Origin of the sequence: Bifidobacterium imperatoris (assembly GCF_002860405.1) — a bacterium.
Classification (GTDB): domain Bacteria; phylum Actinomycetota; class Actinomycetes; order Actinomycetales; family Bifidobacteriaceae; genus Bifidobacterium; species Bifidobacterium imperatoris.
Map to the genome: position 1 here is coordinate 46,142 of NZ_NMWV01000010.1, position 21,864 is coordinate 68,005.

Here is a 21,864-nt window from a genome sequence, read left to right on the forward strand (position 1 = left end):
AAAATGAAGATGGATTAAAGACCCCTTATCAAAGGAGAATTATGGGGTATTGGAAGAAGGCAGTAGGCTCGGGCCTTGCGGTGGCGACATTGTTCGCCGGATTGATTGTGCCGATGACGGCACAGGCCGAGGAGTCGCAACCCAATGAATCAGCGCCATCGCAAACCGCGCAGGCAAAAGCTGCAAAAACAACAACCGATGCGAAGGTGCCTGAACCAGTCGTCGATTACACCTTCGATGATGTGAAGGCAGGCGCTGCCACAGTGGCCAACAGTGGTTCGGGCGCAGCGGACTATAACGGTTCCGTTGTCAATGCAGATGAATTGAAGGCTGGAACACGCGGCGGTAAAGCTACCTTGCAGCTTCCGGCTGCGGCAAAAGGTGCGGATCAGGCCAAGCAGCCATATATCAAGATTCCCAACGGTATTTACAAGAATGCCAAGGGTGTTACCGTCTCCACTTGGATCAATTGGGATGGCAATGCCAACGACAATGCGCCGTGGACGTTCATCATCGGCGGTGACAAGCTGTCCAACAACAATCGTGGTGTGTTCTTCAGCCCCACTGAAAGCGGCAAATTGACCGTTGTGGCCAATGATGGCGGCGAATACAAGGCCAACCATACTGCAGCATTGACTGCCAACGTGTGGACGCATATGACCATCACCGAAGACGGTAACACGTTGGCCGTATACCTCAACGGTCAGAAGGTGGATGAGCAAGCCTCAACCATTGATTTCATGAAGCTGCACAATGATGCAAGCACGTATTCCGGCCTGATTGGTCGCACGCAGTGGACCGAACAATTCGCCTCATACTTCGGTGGACAACTTGATGATTTCCAAGTGTGGAACAGCGCGCTCAACGCTGATCAAGTTGCTGCAGCGTATGACGAAGTAGCTCCGAAAGTGACCAGGCTCGACCAGAGCGAGTGGAATATCGAAACCATGTCGGGTACTACACCGGCTTTGCCTGCAACCGTGGGGGCTAAGTCCGATGATGGGACATACTCCGCGACTATCACGTGGAATGCCATTGACCCCAAGTCCTATGAACGCGGCGGTAAGTTCGACGTGAAGGGAACAGCCGCAGGCAAGGAAGTCGTGGCTCATGTGACCGTGATTGGTACCGGCGACGCCACCGCCGATCTGTCCAAGTCGACCGGCGCGTTCATGGGAGGTGCCGCTGGCACCTTGTACGGCGTCTATGACGAGAACCTGCCGAGCAACAATCTGGTGGATGGTATCAATCTGCGTACCGTGTCAACCAAGGCGCAGGATGGTCCGCAGCACCCTGGCGCCGATGCGCTCGAGGTGGCCAAGAACGTCACCGACTCGTCCAACGGCAAGACCTTCATCTACATGACCGATATCTGGCGTGGATTCCCGTACCAGTGGCGTAGCGATTCCGAAGCCACGGACCCCGCGTATAAAGCGGCGGTTGGGGACACGTCCACGTATGCCGATGACAAATACGATGATGAATCCTGCAAGGCGGTAATCGACAACTACACCACCAAGCTGGTGGCGGAAGCCAAGCAGGTTGCCACGTTGGACGTCAAGTATCAGAAGAACATTGTGTTTGCCCCGTACAACGAGCCGAATGGCAATATGTTTACTGGTGAATACAAGCCGAGTTGGAATCTGAATTTGCCAGATACGTCATGCAATAAAAAGAGCATGCTCGATGACCCGACGATGTTCTACTATGCTTGGGATACCGCATATGCCGCATTGCGAAAGAACGCTCCCAATGCTCTCATCGGAGGCCCAAACTTCAGTGAGCTGTTCCCCGACAATATGAAGGCATTCCTCGAACATGCTGCCCAAAGCGACACCATGCCGGATTACAACATGTGGCATGAATTGAGTGAACCATCTCTCATCAATGCGAATGTTCCCAAATACCGCAAGTTGGAGGCGGAAGCGTTTGCCGGTACCAAATATGAAGGTAAGCAACTGCCGATTAATCTTTCCGAATACGCGTACAACTACCACACTTCCGTTCCGGGGCAGATGATCCAATGGGTATCTGCCTTGGAACAGCAGAAAGTGGATGGTGATATCGCCTACTGGAATATGGATGGTAATTTATCCGATTCAGCCGTGGAATCCAACCGCGGCAACGGCCAGTGGTGGTTACTCAAGGAATACTCAGAAATGACCGGCGACACGGTGGAACTTCATGTACCATCATCGGATAGCTACACATTGCAGGGTGTAGCGACTCTTGATACATCCAAGAAGCAAGCCAAAGCCATCATCGGTGGCACGAATGGAGCCGGTACTTTCACTTTTGCTCATGTGCCATCTGATGTCTTTGGCGATACCGCATTGGTGACAGTCAAGAAAATCGGATGGTCAGGCACCATCGGAGATAACGCTGGACCTGATGTCATTGCGCAGTTCACGACGAAGATTTCATCGGATGGTTCCGTGGCAGTGGACTTTGGGACTGATGCACTGCAAAAGATGAATGCCGATGATGCATATGTGATTACCTTAGAGCCAGGTACCAATGCATCTGTGACGGCTCAGTCTCGAGTCACATGGAAGAAGACATACGAGGCTGAAAACGCCGAGGCTGGTGGACAAGCACAGGTATATCCTGCGGGCTCGTTCGGTAAGCCTTCTGCTGTAAGCGCGTTCTTTGCCTCTGGGCAGGATGCTTCCGGCAATTCGATTCCAGGCGGAGCAGTTGCAAACTTCTATGCAGGCAGTACATCGACATTGACCTTCAACATTGATGCGCCTGAGACTGGCACGTACGATTTGTCGGTGTTCAATGGTGCTTACAACGGGACCGATTACAATCCATCCGGACCTGCAAGCTTCTTTGTGACCGTCAATGGTGGCTTTGAACAAGAGCTGCACAGTCGTCTGGTGTACAAGTGGTGGGTCTGGGACCACACTGATACGACGGTGAAGTTGAACAAGGGGAGCAATACGATTGTGTTGTCCTCCACCAGCCTTGATGGCAAGTCCATGAATGGCACCATGGCGTTCGACAAGATCGATCTGTCGCTGCCGAGCGAGACTGCGGGCACCCGCGTCTACGAAGCCGAGGATTCCCGCCTAACCTCCGGCGCTACGGTCGACTATTCTGGCAAGTCCGGTGTGGCCCAGCTCGGTGCTGATCAGTCGGCTACCTTCTGGGTGTACGCCAAGAACGCCGGCACCCATGCCATCACCGTGAATGCTTTCGGCAAGTACCAGGTGTCGGTCAACGGCAATGATGTCGGCAAGCAGACAAAGTTCGACGCCACGCTCGAGGGCGGCATCAACAAGATCGTCGTCACCGGAGGCGATGTCGATTCCATCACCGTGGCCGGGAATGACGACAAGGCCTTGCAGTCGACCACTTATCAGGCCGAGGATGCCAAGATCGCCGGCAGCGCCAAGGCCGAGGATCTTTCTCTGGCCGATGGCGGCAAGGCCGTGACCGGCATTGGCGGCAAGGAGGAAGGCAATGGCAACACCCTGACCTTCGACAAGGTGAAGGTGGATGCCGACGGCACGTATGCGCTGACGTTCCGCTACTCCAACGAGGAGCAGATCGCCGCTACGCACTACAACCCGGATGTCATCGCTCGCAACATGTACATCAAGGTCAATGGCAAGTTGGTCAAGACCATGACCCTGCCATGCACATTCAACAAGAACAACTTCTTCGAGGCGACCACGTATGTACCGCTCAAGGCAGGGGAGAACTCAATTGAACTCTCCGGCTATGAGCGACTGTCCTTCGGAGACGTTCAGGCCGACGGTTCCCTGAAGAAGGTGTCGTTGAACGATCGTTGGGCCGCGTATGGCATTCCGAATGTGCGCTCGCAGTATGCTCCGAACATCGACTATATGAAGGTGGCCAAGGCCGCAAGCGTTAAGGTCGAGGAACCCGACAATTCTGGTGACAATGGTCAGCAGAAGCCGGGTGACAATGAGCAGAACTCGGGTACTGATCAAGGGCAGAATCAGAACGGCAACCAGCAGAAGCCTGAAGGCAACAAGGGTCAAGGCAATAAGCTTGATAAGCCACTGTCGAACACTGGTTCCGCTGTTGGCATTGTGGCCGGTGTTGGTCTGTTGCTCGTGGTTGCAGCTGGTGTGATGCTGATGGTTCGGCGTCGTAAGGAATAATCAACCGTAGTCGCAAGACTTGCACTGCGTCTGATTATGTGAGTATGCGCTGATGCTCGCCGATAACGTTCGGTGAACATCAGCGCATACGTTTATTTACTTAGCACACGGCAGATCGCCGGACTTGATGAGCTTCTTGAATACGGCGTAATCCTCATCGTTCTGCTCGGCATAACTGACGGCGAACGAGGCGATGGCCTGATCGAATTCGTCGGTGCCACCCATGTAATTGGCAATGGCAATGGAGTCACCGGTGCGGGCATGCGCATGAGCCAACGACCATGCGCACATGCGCGACAAATCACTCAAACCGGAAGCGTTGAGATTATCGATATCAATCGAACCCTTGCCATTCCACAGTTGACGTACATAATAATCGCGTTTGCGACCATCCTCAGCCATGAAGCTGGACCAGCCCAGAAGCACATCGGCGGTGCTCTGAATCAGCTTCTGCCCCTGCACCACGCGCTCGCCATGCGTAGCATAACGAGAAGCGCCACAATAGTGCTCAAGTACGGAATAGGTGGCTTCTTTCATCTGCAGCATCATCGGGTCATCGATATCGCGGGCAATCCATACAGACGTCCATGCACGCTGGCCAACCGAACCGACGCCGACCACTTTGCGGGCGGAATCCTGATAACGCAAATGGTCGAACACCATGCGTCGATCGTCATACAAAGAATGACGATAGCTTTCCAGCAACGTATCGAGACGAGCCTGCAACGCTTCAGGATCGGCATAATCAGTGAGCTCGTTGATCGGCACTAATTCCGGAGGATCGGACTTGAAGCGCAGTTTGCCGCCTTCATAGCGGCACAGTTTCGCGGCGGCGGCATCGTTATCCTTCAGCAGGGCCTTCATCGCAGCCTGACGCAAGACAGGATTACGCTTGGAGCCACTGGTTTCAAAACGATCCAACGTCTCCTCAACATCCAAATGCTCATACCAGGCATCCAGATAATCCATTTCGGAGAACCATTTCATGCGCTCGCGGTAGGTACGCACACATTGCAATACCGCAGCACGGCGATCCTTGGTTTTGAGCTTATTGGCACGTCCGCAAATCTCCACAGAAACAGCCAAACGCTTCAAATCCCATTCCCACGGGCCAATGGCGGTCTCATCGAAATCATTGATATCGAACACCAGTCGAGCGGAAGGGGAGCGGAAGATACCGAAGTTGCCAATATGCGCATCGCCCACGCACTGCACCGGAATACCTGTCACCGGAGTAGATGCCAAGTCATTAGTCATAATGAGTACGGTGCCACGGTAGAAGGTGAACGGGCTGACACTCATACGCTTATAACGCAGCGGAATCAACTCCGGCACACGGATTGCGGACTGCTCCTCCAAAAGACTGATGGCTTCACGTCGTCCCTCGCGAACCTGCCAGATGGCATGCGATTCAAGCGGTGCCTTGCTGCGAGCCTTAATACCGGCACGAGAACGATCTCGTGGGTTGACGGCCTGCTGCCAGCTGGTCACATCAATGGGCGGATTGGCGGATGGTGTCAGATGGTCTTCGCTCATGGTCATCTACTCTAGCGCTGAACGTATATGGGATGTTAACGCGACTCGTAACACGGGTATGGAACTATAGGCCGTTATGGATAAACAGCAGGAGTTTGCACTGCGCACGGTCGAGGAACGCGACGTGCGCTTTATTCGTCTTTGGTTTACGGATGTGCTGGGAACACTGAAATCCGTGGCCATTGCTCCGGCCGAACTGGAAGCCGCATTTGAAGAGGGACTCGGCTTCGATGGTTCCGCTATCGAGGGCATGACTCGAATTTCCGAAGACGATATGATCGTTCAACCCGATCCATCCACCTTCCAGATCCTGCCGTGGCGTGGCGGCCCTCAGGGCACCGCGCGCATGTTCTGCGACATTCTGACTCCAGACGGTGAGCCGTCGCTCGGTGATCCGCGCCATGTGTTGAAGCGCGCGCTCGCCAAAGCCAAGGACAAGGGCTTCACGTTCTACGTGCACCCGGAAATTGAGTTCTATCTGTTCGAAAGCCAGGACGATTGGTCCAAGGCCCCGACCCCGATCGACGAGGGCGGCTATTTCGATCATGTGCCGCGCAGCCCAGGCATGGACTTCCGCCGCGCCACCGTGAACATGCTTGAGCAGATGGGCATTTCGGTGGAGTACTCGCATCATGAGGCTGGCCCTGGCCAGAACGAGATCGATCTGCGTTACGCCGATGCATTGACCACGGCGGATAACATCATGACCTTCCGTACGGTGGTCAAGGAGATTTCCCTGGAGCGTGGCATCCACGCCAGCTTCATGCCGAAACCTCTGGCCGATGCACCGGGCTCGGGCATGCACACGCATCTGAGCCTGTTCGAAGGTGACTCCAACGCGTTCTACGAGGCCGGCCAGGAATTCAACATGTCCTTGACCGCCCGACAGTTCGCGGCTGGCATTCTCTATCATGCTGCGGAAATCTGCGCCGTGACCGATCAGTATGTCAACTCGTACAAGCGTCTGTGGGGCGGCAACGAGGCGCCGAGCTACATTTGCTGGGGCCACAACAATCGTTCCGCACTGCTGCGTATCCCGCAATACAAGCCGGGCAAGGGCAACTCCGCGCGCATGGAGTTCCGTGCGCTCGATCCGGTGGCCAACCCGTATCTGGCTTACTCGGTGCTGCTGGCTGCAGGTCTCGACGGTATCGATAAGCAGATGCAGCTGGGCGAACCCACCAGCGATGACGTTTGGGAGCTCACCGATGGTGAACGTCAGGCTATGGGTATCCAGCCGTTGCCTCGCTCGCTTGATGAAGCCCTGAAGATTATGGAGAAATCCGACTTCGTGGCAGGCGTACTCGGCGAACACGCGTTCGGCTACTTCCTGGACAACAAGCATCAGGAATGGGAGGAGTACAACCAGCAGGTGACTCCGTTCGAATTGAAGAAGTACCTGCCGAAGCTGTAACCGCTAATTGACGCTCATGCTAAAGGTCCTTGAATCTCAAGATTCAAGGACCTTTTTGATTACTCCAGTTGGAATGTTTTGCTTTCGGGTTTGCCGTTGTCATAGGGCGTGAATGTCACGGTAATGGGAGATGTCTCGTCCCGTAGCTCCACCGCGTATTGGACGGTGGCTTTCACCCCTGGTTGGCTGTTAAGTATATGGCCGTTATCCACGAACCCCTCAGGATTTGTGAGATAGTACGCGTTATCCAGCTTCACTCCATTTTGTGTAACGGATACGTCCCCAAAATAACTCAGCGAAGCATTGTTGCCTGTGTCATTGATCCAGTCGATTGAAACAATGGCTGACGGATTATCCATTGCGTCTGCGGGGCCTCGTTGTGCGCCGGCGAGTGCATAGGAGAATTGGTCATATTCCGTTTTGCCGAGAGTCTTCATGTTTTTGCGGTCGCTCTCGGTTGCTTGTGGCACAGGAGCTAAGGTGCTGGTGTTCACCTGCGTCCAAGGACCATCACCAACGTCGCCGTTTGGTGTGAATGCGGACACAATCATAGGGCTTTCTCGGTACCAGGTGGATCGATCGCTTTGCACGTATATTGGTGAGGATTTATCGCGCAATGTAAATGCCAGTGTTGTATTGAATTCACTGCCTGGCTTGACTTCGGTTTGCGCGGATTCATAGCTGTACCCAGACACTTCAGTGCTTTTGGAGAAGGTGATTTCTCCGAGTTGCAAACCGTTCTGATATACCTCAGGATGAGTCAGTGTATCGAAGGTCAAGGCTTTTTTGCTGGTATTCGTCCAATTGAATGTCACGATAACCGTAGGCTGCCCAGTGAAATCATTTGGGCCGGATTTGGCGGAAGCAATGGTGAGCACGCCTTGGGGTTTACCTGAAACGTCAAGTACATCACTGGTTTTCTCAACGGTTTGATACGAACCGTCATCCGTGCTGTTGCTGCTATCGGTACCGTTGGCGTAATCATCATCGCTTGTATTGCCGGAGTTCTTGCCGGTGGCGGTGTGAGCACTGGAACTTGATGAATGCACAATGGAGCCAAGCCAATTATTGGCAGTGTTGAGAATTGGATCGGCGAGTCCCCAAAGCACGGCGAACACAATAATCATCCAGAAGAATGCGTGATGCTTCTTGCGTGGCTTGGCGACATTCTGCCGAGCGACTACTGGATTAGGGCGACGATTGCTGCCATGCCCGGAAGGGCTGGGATGTTGGGTTTGTGTATTGCGTTGCCTGTTTTGCTGACGATGGGATTGTGCGCGTTGCTGTGACGGCTTCTGCTGCCGCCCAGAAGTCTGTGAAGACTGTGCTTTTGCTGGCTTGCGGGAAGTGGCGGCCCATTCTTTGGCTCGTTGCTCTGCCGCTTCGTGCATCTGATGCTTGGTCTCTACGATTTCGGACAGATAATCAGCACGTTGTGACGGATCGATATAGGAGGGCAGCCCATCATCGAATGGGGAAACATAGTCATCATCGTGATTGAGTAGTCCCATAGCATCCCCCTCGGTGCATCTCCAACTGTGTTCACCATTTTACGGTCAGCATTGCTGAAAACAAGGCATAAGGGTGGCTGACTTCCGCGTGTCTGATAAGCGAAGTTGTAGGGATAGACCAATACCATCAACTCGGACATAGAAATGCGGGGGAGATGGTAATGGCTGAAAAGACTCACACGGAACAGCTTCAGCACAATGACAATCAAACTGACAATCCGGCTGAGAAAAAGGCTGGAGACCGTTTCTTCACCTTGCCGGTGAACATTCTGATTTTCGCCAGCTTTATGCTGGGTATGAGCGAGTTCGTGGTGGTCGGTATTCTCCCGGATATTGCCTCTGGGCTGAAGGTTTCCGAGGTTACCGTGGGCAATCTGGTGGCTATTTTTGCTTTCGTCTATGCGCCATGCACGCCACTGGGCTCCGCCATTTCCGGCCGATTCCCGCGTTTTGCAACGTATCTGACTTTGATGGGTGTGTTCCTGGCCGGCAATATTTTGTGCGCATTTGCTCCGAATTATCCGGTGCTGTTGATTGCACGACTGCTGATTGCTTCGGTTTCCGGAACTTTGGTGGCTATTTCGATGACGTTCGCTCCGGATGTGACCACGGACAAGTACCGTACGAAATTCATTGCCTGGGTGTTCTCCGGCTTCTCCATTGCGTCGGTGGTCGGCGTGCCGGTGGGCACTTGGGTGGCGAACACGTTTGGTTGGCGTGTGACGTTCTACTTGATTTCAGTGCTGACGGTTGTGCTACTGGTATTGATGTTTGTGGTTCTGCCTCGCAACAGCCATATTGTTAAGGTTGGATTCCTCTCCCAGTTCCGTCTGTTCTTCGACCGTCGTATTCATCTGGGCGTACTTACCGTGGTGTGTGGTGCCGCATCCAGCTACGTGTTCTACACCTATCTGACGCCGATTCTGCGCGATGAGGTAAAGATGCCTGAACAATACATCAGTCTGGGTCTTGTGGTGTATGGTGTGGCCTGCCTGTGGAGCAACCTGTATGCCGGCAAACTCGCCGAACATGGCAGGGGAGTGGAGCCGCTCTACCATCTGCGTTGGGTGTTCCTCGCTCATGCCGCACTATTGGCCTCGCTGGCTTTGGCTCATGTAGTGTCGATTTACGGTGCGATGGTGCTTATCGTGCTCGGCATGTTCATGTACCTGTTCAATGCTTCTTCTCAGGTGCTGTATATGGATGTGGCCGCGCAATCCCATCCGGGTTCTATGAATTTGGCCGCATCGCTCAATTCCATGTCATTCAACATCGGCATCGCTATCGGTTCCGCGGTTGGTGGCGTTGCCAATGATTTCCTGGGATTGACTTGGCTTGGCCCGGTGGGTGCGATTTTTGCGCTGCTGGCTATGGTGATGTCGATGATGCTTGGCCCTTATGTAGGCAAGCATATCGAACGCTGAATCAACTATTAGCTGCGTGGGGAGCCGAACCAGCCTTCATAGATGATGGAGAAGTTGCGGTTGCCGTAGCTGGAGCAGGAGTTGCCTTCGCCCACGCCGGCAGCCAGTGCGGCTTCATTCGGCTGGTATGGCGTATAGATGTACAGCAAAGCGGTTGCCTTGTTCTTGATGTAGACGTTCGTACCGCCGCATGATGTGTCAGGATGATACTGCACATAGTTGAGCGCGTTCGCATGGTAGCCGTAACGATCCTCGTGCGCAGTGTAATACTGGTAGCGTTTGGCGGCGCCATACACCTGTTTGAAGAAGCCGGCATATTCCGGGTCACAGTTCGCATCATCCGGGCAGCTTAATCCCATTGCTGCCTTGTATTGGAAATCGGTGATTTCAGTGGCGGTAACCAGATGCTGTTCTTTTTGCAGCACGGTGAGCAATACTTTTTGACTGATGCCGCATGCTTTGGCTGATTTGGTAATGATGGCCGCCGCAGTCTCGCCTTTGGCGCCCTTATAGGCATCGCAATACTCGTCTGCAGGCTGATTCGTGGTGTCGAACGTTTTTGTTTTCAGACATTCGCTGCCGGAACAATTCGCTCCCTGCTCGTCAAGAAAAGCCTGCACTTCGGATTCGCTCATCGCATTGCCATTGAAGAACTGGCCATCCGAGATAATATCGCCCGGATCAAAATCATATTCCTGCGTAAGCTGCAGCTGGCGAGTTTCAGCCTCCTTGACCTCAAGACGCCACTCAACGAAGCGCAAAGTACCCATAGCGAGCGCCATTGCGCAAACCACGGCAATGATGGTGAACACAACAGTCTTGATTTTCTTGCCAAGACTTGCATGCTTCCACCATTGCTTGAAGCTCAATGGCTTACGGCTCGCGGTTTTCTTTCCGCGAGCCTTGCCCTTGGTCTGTGTGCGCTTTGACTTGTTTGATTGTTTCGCCTGTGTCATCGCCCGCCATTGTAATAGCCAACATTAAGAGCCCATTACGCTCGCGGTGAATCCGTATTGGCTAAGTAGCAAATGGTGCGTAGCTGATGGGTTTGGCATGTGTATCTCGACCGTAAGCTTGGCCGAACGGCCTTGAGTGTGTCGAGATACACATGCCAAACCCATCAGCGTCAGTCAGTAATCACGCCAGAACTTTTTTGATGCGGTTTAGGGATGCGGGACCGTGGGTGCCGAGCTCCTGGGCCCATAGACTCACATAGAACTCTTCGAGCATCCACCGAGCCTGCTCGGCCTGTTTCATCAGTGTTTCATGCTTGGGTCCTGCCGGTTCCGCCTTGGCATGAGCCAAGGCCTTGTTCACCAACTGCTTGGCTTCATCGGCCTGCCATGCCCATTTGACGTCACGGTTCTTATCGCTTTTCGCCTTGGTAAGGCGCATCACATCGGCCTTGAGATATCGTGGCAGCGACTTCAAGGCTTCCGGCGGAGTGCGGCCAATGAATCCTGGGTATACGAGCGTGGCGATATGGTCGCGAATGGATTGCAGCACGGACAGCATCGGCAAATCAGCCTTACCAGACGTGGCTTTATCCGCTTCGGCATACGCTTTGATGATGTTGATCACGTCATGGGCTACCTGATAGACGGTATCCTCATAGACTTCGCGCACATCCAATACGGCGTTCGCGAGAGCCTCATCATCAGGCAACGTATCGACGCTGGGAAGCAGACGTTTGACGGTGGCCAGCTGCAGGTCGTCCACAAGTTCCTTAGTGGACTTATAAGGGGCTGCGGCCAACATTAATGCTTCCGTGCCAAGCCAGCGTGAAGAGACGCGTTCGGAGGGCAGACGCAGTGCATCCAATGCGCCATGCCAGAGCATGTCGGCGCGAGACTGCGTGGTGGCGCCGGCCTTGTGCAGCAAATTGGCTTGGCTCACCAGATTGCCTTGCTTGGCTGCCTGATCGGCTTGTTTCTTCACCATTTGGCGAGCTGAAGCCTCGGCTTGAGCCGCATACTTGCGCTGCAAATCCTTGAGGTTCTTGGCGCTGTCCAATACCTTGACCTGGCCGCGTACACGGCGACGCCCATGAGACTGTTTGGGTGCGGGCATCTGCTGTTCCACCGAGAACGTGACCTTGAGATACGGCTGCAGACGATCCATCAAATCCGGTCCCAATACTTCCGGATGAATCTGTGCACCCACGGTGGCGATGGCGGCCTTGGTAAATACGTGGGCCAGATCAGGCCAGCCGATTGTTTCGCCATCCTCGCTGGCCGGAGCGAGATTCGGCTTCTGCTGTGAACCGGAGCCAGGCAAATTAGGGTAGTGCTCATCAATCCATGCGCGAATCGCGTGAGCTGCATCAGGCGCTGGCACGAACTGCACGCGCAGCTGCTTGGGCAGTGCCTTGATCATCGCGAGAATCAGCTCATCCAACAGGCCAGGCACATTCCATGTGAACTGGGCTGGCGTGATGCGGGAGAGCGCTTTCAACGGCACATGTACGGTCACGCCATCCAGTGGATTGCTGGGGTCGTAAATATAGCTCAAACGCAAATCGATGGGTTGGCCGTCAGTGCCGATGGTGTGCCAATGATCGGGGTAGTCGTTGAGACTCACGGATTCGCTGGCCGACAGTCGTTCCACTTTGGCAGGGTCGAACGTGAGCAGCTCGGGCTGCTTATCGTGCTCGTCCTTCCACCATTTCGCCAAATCGGCCACTGACGTCACATCAGCGGGAATCACCGCATTGTAGAAGTCGAACAAATCCTCATCGGATACAGTGTTCGCCAACTGACGGGTACGGCTGGCATCCTCAGCGGCATCCTCAAGAATGTCACGGTTCGCGCCAACAAAATCGTCATAGCTGAAACGCTGCTGGATATCACCTTCCACCAAGCCTTGGCGCAGCAGAAAATCACGAGCCTCCAGCGGATTGATACGCCCCCATTGCACAGTGCGATCCTGCACAATCGGCAAACCATACAACAACACGCGTGCAGTGGCCACCGCCGAACCGCGTGAACCGGACCAATGCGGTTCCGCATACGTGGTGCGTGTCAACTGACCGGCCAACGGCTCCGCCCACGCCGGATCGATGGCCGCGGAATAACGAGCCCACAGACGGGAGGTTTCCACCAGTTCCGTGCTCATCACCCAAGACGGCGTCTTCTTAGCCACAGCAGAAGCAGGGAATAAGGCGAAACGAGTACCTCGTGCACCCTGATAGTCATTTTTCGACTGCTTTTGCGCACGTTTCATTGCACGGGCACGAGCCGCACCGGTAAGACCGGCAAAATCGGAAGCCTTAGGGGCACGAATCACCTGCATGCCCATCATCGAAAGCAAGCCGGCCAGCATCGACTTATGAATACCGTCTGCATCCCAAGCGCAGCACAAGGAATGTGCCGGCTGCTGATTCAATGGCAGTTGGCGAATCTCCAAACCTGGGCGAGTGGAAGGCAAGGGATCGCCGACCTTGAACTTGAGCTCTTTGCACATTTGCCTTAACTGGGAAACCAAATCTTTCCACTGGCGCATTCGAAGCCAGCTGAAATACTCGGTTTTGCAGATGCGGCGCAGAGCATTATTGCTCGGATCGCCATCTGCTTGGAACACGCGGTCCCAAATGTTCAACGCGGTCAGAAAGTCCGAAGTCTCATCCGCATACCGGTTATGGATACGGTCGGCTTCCTCACGTTTATCATCCGGGCGTTCACGCGGATCCTGCAAACTCAGGAAGGAGACCACAACCAGTACTTGAGCCAGAAGATTCGGAGAACCGGATTTCGCAGCCTCGATAACCATGCGGCCCAGTCGCACATCAATCGGAATACGAGCCAACTGGCGGCCAATATGAGTGAGTGTCACCTCGCCGCGTTTGCGGCCAATCGCCTTCAACTCGGTCAGCTCATTGAAACCATCGGAGACTGCCTTCATATCCGGTGGGTCGATGAAACCAAATGTGGTCACATCTTCAGCCGTTCGCGCCACACCGACCGACAGCATGTGCAATACCACTGCGCCAAGGGAAGTCCTCAGGATTTCCGGCTCGGTGAAGCGTGGACGGGTTTCATAATCCTCACGCGAATACAAACGGATGGCAATGCCATCCGCTACACGGCCGCATCGACCACTTCGCTGATCGGCGCTGGCCTGACTAATCGGCTCAATCGGCAGACGCTGCACCTTGGCGGTCTTCGAATAGCGGGAAATACGAGCGGTACCAGGATCCACCACGTAACGAATACCCGGTACGGTCAGCGAGGTTTCGGCCACATTGGTGGCAATGACAATGCGCTGATGCGTATGCGGCTCAAACACCTTATGCTGGTCGGCGGAAGACAAGCGCGCGAACAACGGCATGATCTCAATCGCATCAGGCCTGCGCATATCATCGGCACGTGGACCATAATGATGCCTCAGCGCCGCTTCGAACTCGTGAATATCGCGCTCGCCGGAAGCGAACACCAAAATATCGCGAGGGCCACGTTCATGAGAGGAATGAATGACCAGCTCCGCGCAGGCGCGTGCCACAGCGGTAGGCATATCAGTAATGCCGTCATCCTCATAACTCTTACCGGAGCGGCGGGAACGCGAACTATCCGCATCCGACTCGGCGATGGCATTCGCCAGCTCCTCATAATCAGCGTCTCCCGGACGGGCGCCAGTGGCGAAACCGGGCACTTCGCGCATCAATGCGGGCGCGGTCCCGAGCGGCTCATACACCACCTGCACTGGGAAGGTGCGGCCGGAAACCTCAATCACCGGCACCTTTTCGTGCAACGCATGCTCGAAATGCTCTTTGAACTTCACTGAATCGATGGTGGCGGAAGTAATAATCAACTTCAGGTCGCGTCGGCGCGGCAGCAGGGCGGTCAGGTAGCCGAGCAGAAAATCAATATTGAGGCTGCGTTCGTGCGCCTCATCGATGATGATCGTATCGTACTTGGAAAGATTCGGATCGCGTTGAATCTGGGCCAGTAGAATACCGTCCGTCACCACCCTCAAACGGGTGTTCGGGGAACTCTCATCGGTAAAACGAACCTGATAACCCACTTCATCGCCAAGCTGCACGCCAAGCTCGGAGGCGATGCGTTCGGCCACCGTACGCGCGGCAATACGGCGAGGCTGCGTATGCACAATCTGTTTGCCATGTGTGCCTCGCCCTAATTCGAGCAAAATCTTCGGCAACTGCGTGGTTTTACCGGAGCCTGTCTGTCCGGATACGATAACGACTTGGGTGCTCTTAACCGCTTCGGCTATCTCTTCACGGGCAGCGGAAACGGGAAGTTCGGCAGGATACTCATATTTCATGACGAACTTCAATAATACGGAAGCCCTTGGAGCTCGCGTATTTGCTCACCGTGAACTCGGCCCCCAATGCTTGAGCAAGCCACTTGATCAGCGAATCAGAGCCAAGATTCTTCTGCACCACCAGATATGCCGCGGCCCCTCGCTTCAACTTCGGCAGCCAAGCCATCAACAGGGTGTGCAAGGCTTCCTTGCCGATGCGAATCGGTGGATTCGACCAGATGGCATCGAACTCAAGACTCTCGGGAACACTGGTCGCGTTCTTCGGCTGGCGGTCCTGAGGCAGGGGAGTGCTGGATTCATCAACCTGCGCAATATGTACATTGGCGCAGCCATTGTCGGCGGCGTTGGTTGCCGTCAAATCAAGCGCGCGCTCATTGACATCAACCGCCCACACGTTAGCGTTCGGAGATTCAAACGCCATAGACAATGCGATAGGACCCCAACCGCAACCCAAATCAAGGAAATCGCCCTCTTCAGGCAGTTCCGGAGCATGACGCAGCAGCACTGACGTGCCCAAATCAAGGCGAGAACCGGAAAACACGCCGTTGGACACTTGAACGCTGGCCTCATGGTCGCGCAACGTCACATGCAACGTGCGGCGTACATCCTTGGATGAAGGCTCCGCGGAGAAATACTGCTCTGCCATACTGTGCTCCATTTCCGCGGGATTCCCGCATACCATTGCTGTTCGTCTGTGTGCATTTCTTGCCGCCGATGCCCGTGTGCCGGGCATGTCACCTCACCTGATGATAATAAGGAGCCATAGAAGAATCGTGAATCACCGATGTGAATTGATATGAGAGGTGTTTTTGAGCGACAACAACCAGTACACCGATATTGACCACGGCAGCTCCAGCGTAACCTCTCAAGGCGTGCTCTCCTCACAGTCAGACGTGTTGCTCGACAGCAACCAGCGGCCGGCCGGCTGGCATGAGGACACCAACCAGGAATGGGAGGAACGCGAGGCTCGCAACGAGCTCAAACATGTGGCAGGTCTCGGTGAGCTCGAAGACGTTACCGAAGTTGAATACCGTAAGGTCCGTCTGGAACGCGTGGTTTTGGTAGGCGTATGGTCAAGCGCTGTGACCACGCAAGCCAAAGCGGAGGAATCCCTGCGAGAACTGGCCGCGCTCGCGGAAACCGCGGGCGCCGTGGTGTGCGATGGTTTGCTGCAACACCGGTTAAGGCCTGACTCGGCCACGTATGTGGGCTCCGGTAAAGCGCGAGAGATCGCTGACATCGTGGCGCGCGAGGAGGCCGATACCATCATCGTTGATGATGATTTGCCGCCATCACAGCGCCGTGCCTTGGAAGACGCCGCGAAAGTCAAAGTGGTGGACCGTACGGCCGTGATTCTTGATATCTTCGCCCAGCACGCCACTTCTCGCGAAGGCAAAGCGCAGGTTGAGCTCGCCCAATTGGAATACATGTTGCCGCGTTTGCGCGGTTGGGGTGGGTCGCTGTCTCGTCAGGCAGGCGGCCGTGCGGCTGGCGCGGATGCTGGCATAGGCTCCCGAGGTCCTGGCGAAACCAAAATCGAGATGGATCGCCGTGTGATTCGCACGCGTATTGCAAGACTTCGCCGCCAGATTCGTGAAATGGCCCCGGCTCGCGAAGTCAAGCGTGGATCGCGTCGTCGCTTTGGTTTGCCGACCGTGGCAGTGGTGGGCTATACCAATGCCGGCAAATCCTCGCTGACCAATCGCCTGACCGGTTCCGCCGAATTGGTGGAGAACGCGCTGTTCGCCACTTTGGATACCGCGGTGCGTCGTGCAAAAACCCGAGACGGCCGTTTCTACGCCTATGTGGATACGGTTGGATTCGTGCGCCGTCTGCCCACCCAGTTGGTGGAAGCGTTCAAATCCACATTGGAGGAAGTGGCCGAAGCTGATGTGATTGTGCATGTGGTGGATGGTTCGCATCCTGATCCGTTCTCGCAGATCGATGCTGTGAACGATGTGCTGGCGGATATCGAGGGCACGGCTTCGATTCCACGCATCATCGTGTTCAATAAAGCTGACCAGATCGATGAGGCGACTCGGGAGCGTCTATCCGCGCTGCAGCCTGACGCCTTCATCGTCTCCGCATATAGCGGCGAGGGCATTGATGAGCTGCGCGATGCCGTGGAGGCATTGCTGCCGGTACCACATGTGCATGTCAATGCATTGCTGCCGTATACGGCGGGGTCGTTGCTGTCTCGTGTACGCGAATATGGCAAGGTGAGCAAGGTGGAATACCGTGATGACGGTGTGCTGCTGGAGGCTGATGTGGACTCGCATTTGGCGGCAAAAGTCATTGAACAATCAATCGATTAACGTGATGAAAGTCACATATAGATTGTGAGCGCTAACAACCATTGGGAATACAAGGTTTTCTGATTTTCGTAGCGAATTTTTGGGAGCGCAAACGTCTAACCGGGTTTATAAAGTAAAACCGTTAGTTACATGGCCTGCCATTCTGCAGACCGCCTTTGAAGAGAGGTTAATCCATCATGGCGGAAACTACCGTTAAGCCCACGAAGCTTGCAATCATCGGTGCTGGTGCTGTTGGCTCCACTCTCGCATTCGCTGCCGCACAGCGTGGCGTTGCCCGCGAGATCGTGCTTGAGGATATCGCTAAGGAGCGCGTGGAGGCTGAGGTGCTCGATATGCAGCACGGCTCCAGCTTCTACCCGACCGTGTCCATCGACGGTTCCGATGATCCTGAGATCTGCCGCGACGCTGACATGATCGTCATCACCGCTGGTCCTCGCCAGAAGCCGGGTCAGTCCCGTCTGGAGCTCGTTGGCGCCACCGTCAACATCCTCAAGGCCATCATGCCAGGCCTCGTCAAGGTCGCTCCGAACGCCATTTACATGCTCATCACCAACCCGGTTGATATCGCCACCCACGTTGCCCAGAAGATCACCGGTCTGCCGCAGAACCAGATCTTCGGCTCCGGCACCAACCTGGATTCCGCTCGTCTGCGCTTCCTGATCGCCCAGCAGACCGGCGTCAACGTCAAGAACGTTCACGCCTACATCGCTGGCGAGCACGGCGATTCCGAAGTCCCGCTGTGGGCTTCCGCCACCATCGGTGGCGTTCCGATGTGCGACTGGACCCCGCTGCCGGGCCACGAGCCGCTGGATGCCGCTAAGCGCGAAGAGATCCACCAGGAAGTCAAGAACGCCGCCTACAAGATCATCAACGGTAAGGGCGCCACCAACTACGCCATCGGTATGTCCGGCGTTGACATCGTTGAGGCCGTTCTGCACGACACCAACCGTATCCTGCCTGTTTCCTCCATGCTCAAGGACTTCCACGGCATCTCCGACATCTGCATGTCCGTGCCGACCCTGCTCAACCGTCAGGGCGTCAACACCGCCATCAACACCCCGGTGTCCGACAAGGAGCTCGCAGCCCTGAAGCGTTCCGCTGAGACGCTGAAGGAAACTGCCGCCCAGTTCGGCTTCTGATAAATAATCGCTGTACGGAGCGCCTTTTGCGCCGCTCAGAGTTCGAAATACCTTTGTATTCCTTCACTCTGAGCGTCACAAAAATCGCACACGTACAGCGATTATTTATAGATTGACAGCAATCATATAAGTAATCGCCACATGGAATTGTCCATGTGGCGATTACTTATTTGTGATTAGTTACTTGTGGAGGTCGCCAGCTGAGGGGGTGGTGTAACCTTCCGGTTCGAGTTGGAACGTGGTGTGGGGCACTGAGACCGGGAAGTGCTCACGTAGACAATCCTGAAGTTGAGCCAATACCTGGGCCGCCTGCTCCATCGTGAGATCCTTATCCACCACCACATGGGCCATCAGAATCGGCATTCCGGTAGACACCGTGCTGGCATGAAGATCATGCACGGCAATTACATGCGGCACACTTTCCAGATGCGTGCGCACAGCATCCAAATCAAGACCCTTCGGTGTTTCCTCAAGCAGCACGCGTACAGCATTGTGCAACAATTTGATGGCGCGCGGAATCATCAGTAGTGCAATAATCGCACCAGCCACGGCGTCAAAGCCCTTCCAACCGGTAGACATCATTACTAAAGCAGACGTCACCACAGCCACCGAGCCAAGCGCATCATTCATGACTTCCAGAAAAGCCGCCTTCATATTCATGTTGTCTTCCCGCTGAGACGCCAGAATGAAGATAGAGATGATATTGGCGCTCAATCCCAGGATTCCTACGAAGAGCAACAAGCCGATATCATCGATTTGATTATGCGAATTGCCGAACAAACGCATTCCGGCTTCAACCAATGCATATATGCCAACAATCAGCAATACCAATGCGCCAGCAGCAGCCGTCAACACCTCCAGACGAGCCCAGCCCCAGGTTCGCGTGTTGCTTGGCTTGCGTTGCATCAGAATGGCAGTCACCGTGGAAGCGATAAGCACCGACATGTCGGTGAGCATATGGCCTGCGTCCACCAGCAATGCCAACGATCCAGTGAGAAACGCCGTGACCGCCTCAATCAGAAACACCGATGCAGTTACGGACAACGTCGCGATAAGTCTGCGCTGATGGGCTTTGGCATGTGCCACGGAAGTCGGCGAAACAGATGCATGTGTATGGGGCATGGTGTGATGCGCTCCTTTAACGGTATCAAGATGAAATCGTTTCTCAATACCATTTGCGTTACGGTTCATATATGGAGAAACCCCGGCGTGGAGCCGGGGTTTCAATGCTGCCTGACAGTGTAGCACGTATTGCGATGCATGCGTCAGAATGAGGACGATCAGAAAATCGAGATGAAAATCAGAGCTTGCGGAGCACTGTTACCACTTTGCCCATAATCGTGGCATGCGTGCCATCGATGGGGGAATAAGCGGGATTATGAGGCATGAGCCAAACGTGCCCCTGCTCCTTGCGGAATGTCTTCACCGTAGCCTCATCATCCAAGAGCGCAGCCACGATATCTCCGTTCACCGCGGAATTCTGCTCTCGAACCACCACATAGTCCCCATCGCAGATAGCGGCATCAATCATCGAATCACCGTGAACCTCCAACATGAATAATGTGCCAGAGCCGGTTAGCCGTTCCGGAAGACGCATAACATCATCAATATGTTGTTCGGCGGTAATCGGTACGCCGGCTGCGATACGTCCCACCAGAGGAACATCACGAGATTCGCTGATGGATTCAGCCGGGAACTGGAAAATCTCGGCCGATGATGATTCCTTCGTCTGGCTGTCCTGCGACGCAGGGTATTCATGTTCCCGCTGGGAGGCAGGGGAGGCGCTGGGGACGATTACTTCAATCGCGCGACCTTTATTGGCATTGACGCGAATAAATCCTTTTTCCTCGAGCACCTGAAGCTGATGCTTAACCGATGAAGGGCTTTTAAGACCGGCTGCAGATCCGATTTCGCGGAACGAGGGCGCGAATCCCTGCTCTTCGATATGAGCTCTAATGGCGTTCAGAACCTTGCGTTGGCGATCGGACAGTGAGGCTTCGTCTGGTGCGCCTTTGGGGGAAAAGGGGATGGTGCTCACGTCAGGGCTCCTTTCATGCTTTCTCTAGCATAACGTGACATTCACAAAAAATCAAACATCTGTTCGAGTTCTGTACTTGACTAATTCGAACATATGTGCAATGCTATGAACAGATGTTCGATAGAACACCTGTTCGAGAAGGGTGGCTGTGATGAATAGTCCAAACGCAATGGTGATTGTTCACCATCCGAAGATGCGCAATGTTGCACATCGCTATGACGAGACAATGCGCGCTATGGTGTCACTCCGGCATGAATATAAACAGCGCCAGCGGTGGCGTCATGTGATATTGGCGATGTTATTGGCTGTGGTGTTGGCCTGGGCTGGCATTGGCGCGTGGTCGGCACGGCCCGCGCAGTCGAGTACCGGAGCTACCCAAGTAACTAGCTATATTGTGAAACCGGGGGACACATTATGGTCGTATGCCTCCTCCATCACGCCAAAAGGTCAGGATGTGTCAGAAACCGTGGATGAGCTGATTGAATTGAATGATTTGGATTCTGGTGCATTGCAGGCGGGTCAGCGAATTATTGTGCCCAATGAATGATACGAACCACCTGTATTCGGTTTTTCTCCACGGTCACGTTATTCTAGGTGGCATGCATTGTCCTTTTTGCCAGAACCCCGATACCAAAGTTATTGATACCCGTATCAGCGAAGACGGTCATTCCATTCGTAGGCGCCGTGTATGCCCGAAATGTAATAGACGCTTCACCACACTGGAGACCAGTATGCTTTTGGTCACCAAGCGCTCTGGTGGAGCTGAGCCTTTTAGTCGTGACAAGGTGATTAATGGCGTACGGAAAGCTTGTCAGGGCCGTCCGGTGAAGGAAGAAGATCTGAAGGCCTTGGGGCAGAAAGTCGAAGAGGATTTACGCTCCCGAGGTCTTGCGGAAGTTACATCGGATGAGGTGGGCAAAGCCATCCTCAAGCCTTTGCGAGATTTGGATGAAGTGGCGTATCTGCGCTTTGCCAGTGTGTACCAGGATTTCTCTGGTTTGGAAGATTTCCAACGTGCCATTGACGAGTTGCGCAACGACAGATAGCAAGATAAAGGTTGGCCGGTCCCTGAAT

General features: G+C 54.5%; 14 protein-coding genes. 7 read left to right on the plus strand and 7 right to left on the minus strand.

What is annotated here, in order from left to right:
- Positions 1-41: 41 nt before the first annotated feature.
- Positions 42-4,136: a LamG-like jellyroll fold domain-containing protein gene (locus tag Tam1G_RS03880; RefSeq protein ID WP_101625529.1), complete on the plus strand. Its 4,095-nt coding sequence runs from the start codon at positions 42-44 to the stop codon at positions 4,134-4,136.
- A 96-nt stretch (positions 4,137-4,232) separates the two neighbouring features.
- Here Tam1G_RS03880 and Tam1G_RS03885 read toward each other — a convergent pair whose 3' ends face one another.
- The gene (locus tag Tam1G_RS03885) at positions 4,233-5,672 is read right to left on the minus strand and encodes a DUF2252 domain-containing protein (RefSeq protein ID WP_101625558.1); all 1,440 of its coding nucleotides are present in this window, start codon (positions 5,670-5,672) and stop codon (positions 4,233-4,235) included.
- 76 nt (positions 5,673-5,748) lie between these two features.
- Between Tam1G_RS03885 and glnA the strand changes: the two genes are divergently transcribed.
- Positions 5,749-7,086, plus strand: a complete 1,338-nt coding sequence (gene glnA, locus Tam1G_RS03890) for a type I glutamate--ammonia ligase (protein WP_101625530.1) — start codon at positions 5,749-5,751, stop codon at positions 7,084-7,086.
- Between the two features lie 59 nt (positions 7,087-7,145).
- Here the strand turns inward: glnA and Tam1G_RS03895 are convergent, their stop codons facing one another.
- Positions 7,146-8,597, minus strand: a complete 1,452-nt coding sequence (locus Tam1G_RS03895) for a DUF5067 domain-containing protein (RefSeq protein WP_101625531.1) — start codon at positions 8,595-8,597, stop codon at positions 7,146-7,148.
- 161 nt (positions 8,598-8,758) lie between these two features.
- On the opposite strand from Tam1G_RS03895, the gene Tam1G_RS03900 reads away from it, so the two are divergent.
- Entirely contained in the window at positions 8,759-10,021 is a 1,263-nt protein-coding gene (locus tag Tam1G_RS03900) for an MFS transporter (protein ID WP_101625559.1), read from the plus strand.
- An 8-nt stretch (positions 10,022-10,029) separates the two neighbouring features.
- Here Tam1G_RS03900 and Tam1G_RS03905 read toward each other — a convergent pair whose 3' ends face one another.
- The 3 genes from Tam1G_RS03905 to Tam1G_RS03915 form a co-directional block, all read right to left on the minus strand.
- Complete coding sequence (locus Tam1G_RS03905) at positions 10,030-10,977, minus strand: hemagglutinin (RefSeq protein ID WP_101625532.1); 948 nt, start codon at positions 10,975-10,977, stop codon at positions 10,030-10,032.
- Between the two features lie 181 nt (positions 10,978-11,158).
- Positions 11,159-15,298, minus strand: a complete 4,140-nt coding sequence (hrpA, locus tag Tam1G_RS03910) for an ATP-dependent RNA helicase HrpA (RefSeq protein WP_101625533.1) — start codon at positions 15,296-15,298, stop codon at positions 11,159-11,161.
- Positions 15,288-15,944 (minus strand): class I SAM-dependent methyltransferase, encoded by a 657-nt coding sequence (locus Tam1G_RS03915; protein ID WP_101625534.1) that lies wholly within the window; start codon positions 15,942-15,944, stop codon positions 15,288-15,290. Before Tam1G_RS03915 ends, hrpA begins: the two co-directional genes overlap by 11 nt.
- A gap of 163 nt (positions 15,945-16,107) precedes the next feature.
- Between Tam1G_RS03915 and hflX the strand changes: the two genes are divergently transcribed.
- Both hflX and Tam1G_RS03925 read left to right on the plus strand, forming a co-directional pair.
- On the plus strand, positions 16,108-17,613 hold the full coding sequence (gene hflX / locus Tam1G_RS03920; RefSeq protein WP_101625535.1) for a GTPase HflX: 1,506 nt from the start codon (positions 16,108-16,110) through the stop codon (positions 17,611-17,613).
- 176 nt (positions 17,614-17,789) lie between these two features.
- Positions 17,790-18,752 (plus strand): L-lactate dehydrogenase, encoded by a 963-nt coding sequence (locus Tam1G_RS03925; RefSeq protein WP_033890023.1) that lies wholly within the window; start codon positions 17,790-17,792, stop codon positions 18,750-18,752.
- 180 nt (positions 18,753-18,932) lie between these two features.
- On the opposite strand, the gene Tam1G_RS03930 is transcribed toward Tam1G_RS03925, so the two are convergent.
- Complete coding sequence (locus tag Tam1G_RS03930; protein ID WP_101625536.1) at positions 18,933-19,874, minus strand: cation diffusion facilitator family transporter; 942 nt, start codon at positions 19,872-19,874, stop codon at positions 18,933-18,935.
- Between the two features lie 178 nt (positions 19,875-20,052).
- Positions 20,053-20,790 (minus strand): transcriptional repressor LexA, encoded by a 738-nt coding sequence (gene lexA, locus Tam1G_RS03935; RefSeq protein ID WP_101625537.1) that lies wholly within the window; start codon positions 20,788-20,790, stop codon positions 20,053-20,055.
- A 235-nt stretch (positions 20,791-21,025) separates the two neighbouring features.
- Here lexA and Tam1G_RS03940 point away from each other — a divergent pair, with 235 nt between their 5' ends.
- Positions 21,026-21,337 carry a LysM peptidoglycan-binding domain-containing protein gene (locus tag Tam1G_RS03940; RefSeq protein ID WP_423220507.1) on the plus strand — a complete coding sequence of 104 codons (312 nt, stop codon included), beginning with the start codon at positions 21,026-21,028 and terminating at the stop codon, positions 21,335-21,337.
- 52 nt (positions 21,338-21,389) lie between these two features.
- Positions 21,390-21,836 carry a transcriptional regulator NrdR gene (gene nrdR / locus Tam1G_RS03945; RefSeq protein WP_101625561.1) on the plus strand — a complete coding sequence of 149 codons (447 nt, stop codon included), beginning with the start codon at positions 21,390-21,392 and terminating at the stop codon, positions 21,834-21,836.
- The last annotated feature ends 28 nt before the right edge of the window (positions 21,837-21,864 follow it).

What these genes read in the sequence shown, in the direction of transcription:
- Tam1G_RS03925 (WP_033890023.1), top strand. Translation starts at nt 17,790, where the DNA reads ATGGCGGAAACTACCGTTAAGCCCACGAAGCTTGCAATCATCGGTGCT.
- hrpA (WP_101625533.1), bottom strand. Translation starts at nt 15,298, where the DNA reads ATGAAATATGAGTATCCTGCCGAACTTCCCGTTTCCGCTGCCCGTGAA.
- Tam1G_RS03900 (WP_101625559.1), top strand. Translation starts at nt 8,759, where the DNA reads ATGGCTGAAAAGACTCACACGGAACAGCTTCAGCACAATGACAATCAA.
- nrdR (WP_101625561.1), top strand. Translation starts at nt 21,390, where the DNA reads ATGCATTGTCCTTTTTGCCAGAACCCCGATACCAAAGTTATTGATACC.
- Tam1G_RS03885 (WP_101625558.1), bottom strand. Translation starts at nt 5,672, where the DNA reads ATGAGCGAAGACCATCTGACACCATCCGCCAATCCGCCCATTGATGTG.
- Tam1G_RS03880 (WP_101625529.1), top strand. Translation starts at nt 42, where the DNA reads ATGGGGTATTGGAAGAAGGCAGTAGGCTCGGGCCTTGCGGTGGCGACA.
- Tam1G_RS03940 (WP_423220507.1), top strand. Translation starts at nt 21,026, where the DNA reads ATGGTGTCACTCCGGCATGAATATAAACAGCGCCAGCGGTGGCGTCAT.
- Tam1G_RS03930 (WP_101625536.1), bottom strand. Translation starts at nt 19,874, where the DNA reads ATGCCCCATACACATGCATCTGTTTCGCCGACTTCCGTGGCACATGCC.
- Tam1G_RS03895 (WP_101625531.1), bottom strand. Translation starts at nt 8,597, where the DNA reads ATGGGACTACTCAATCACGATGATGACTATGTTTCCCCATTCGATGAT.
- Tam1G_RS03905 (WP_101625532.1), bottom strand. Translation starts at nt 10,977, where the DNA reads ATGACACAGGCGAAACAATCAAACAAGTCAAAGCGCACACAGACCAAG.
- glnA (WP_101625530.1), top strand. Translation starts at nt 5,749, where the DNA reads ATGGATAAACAGCAGGAGTTTGCACTGCGCACGGTCGAGGAACGCGAC.
- Tam1G_RS03915 (WP_101625534.1), bottom strand. Translation starts at nt 15,944, where the DNA reads ATGGCAGAGCAGTATTTCTCCGCGGAGCCTTCATCCAAGGATGTACGC.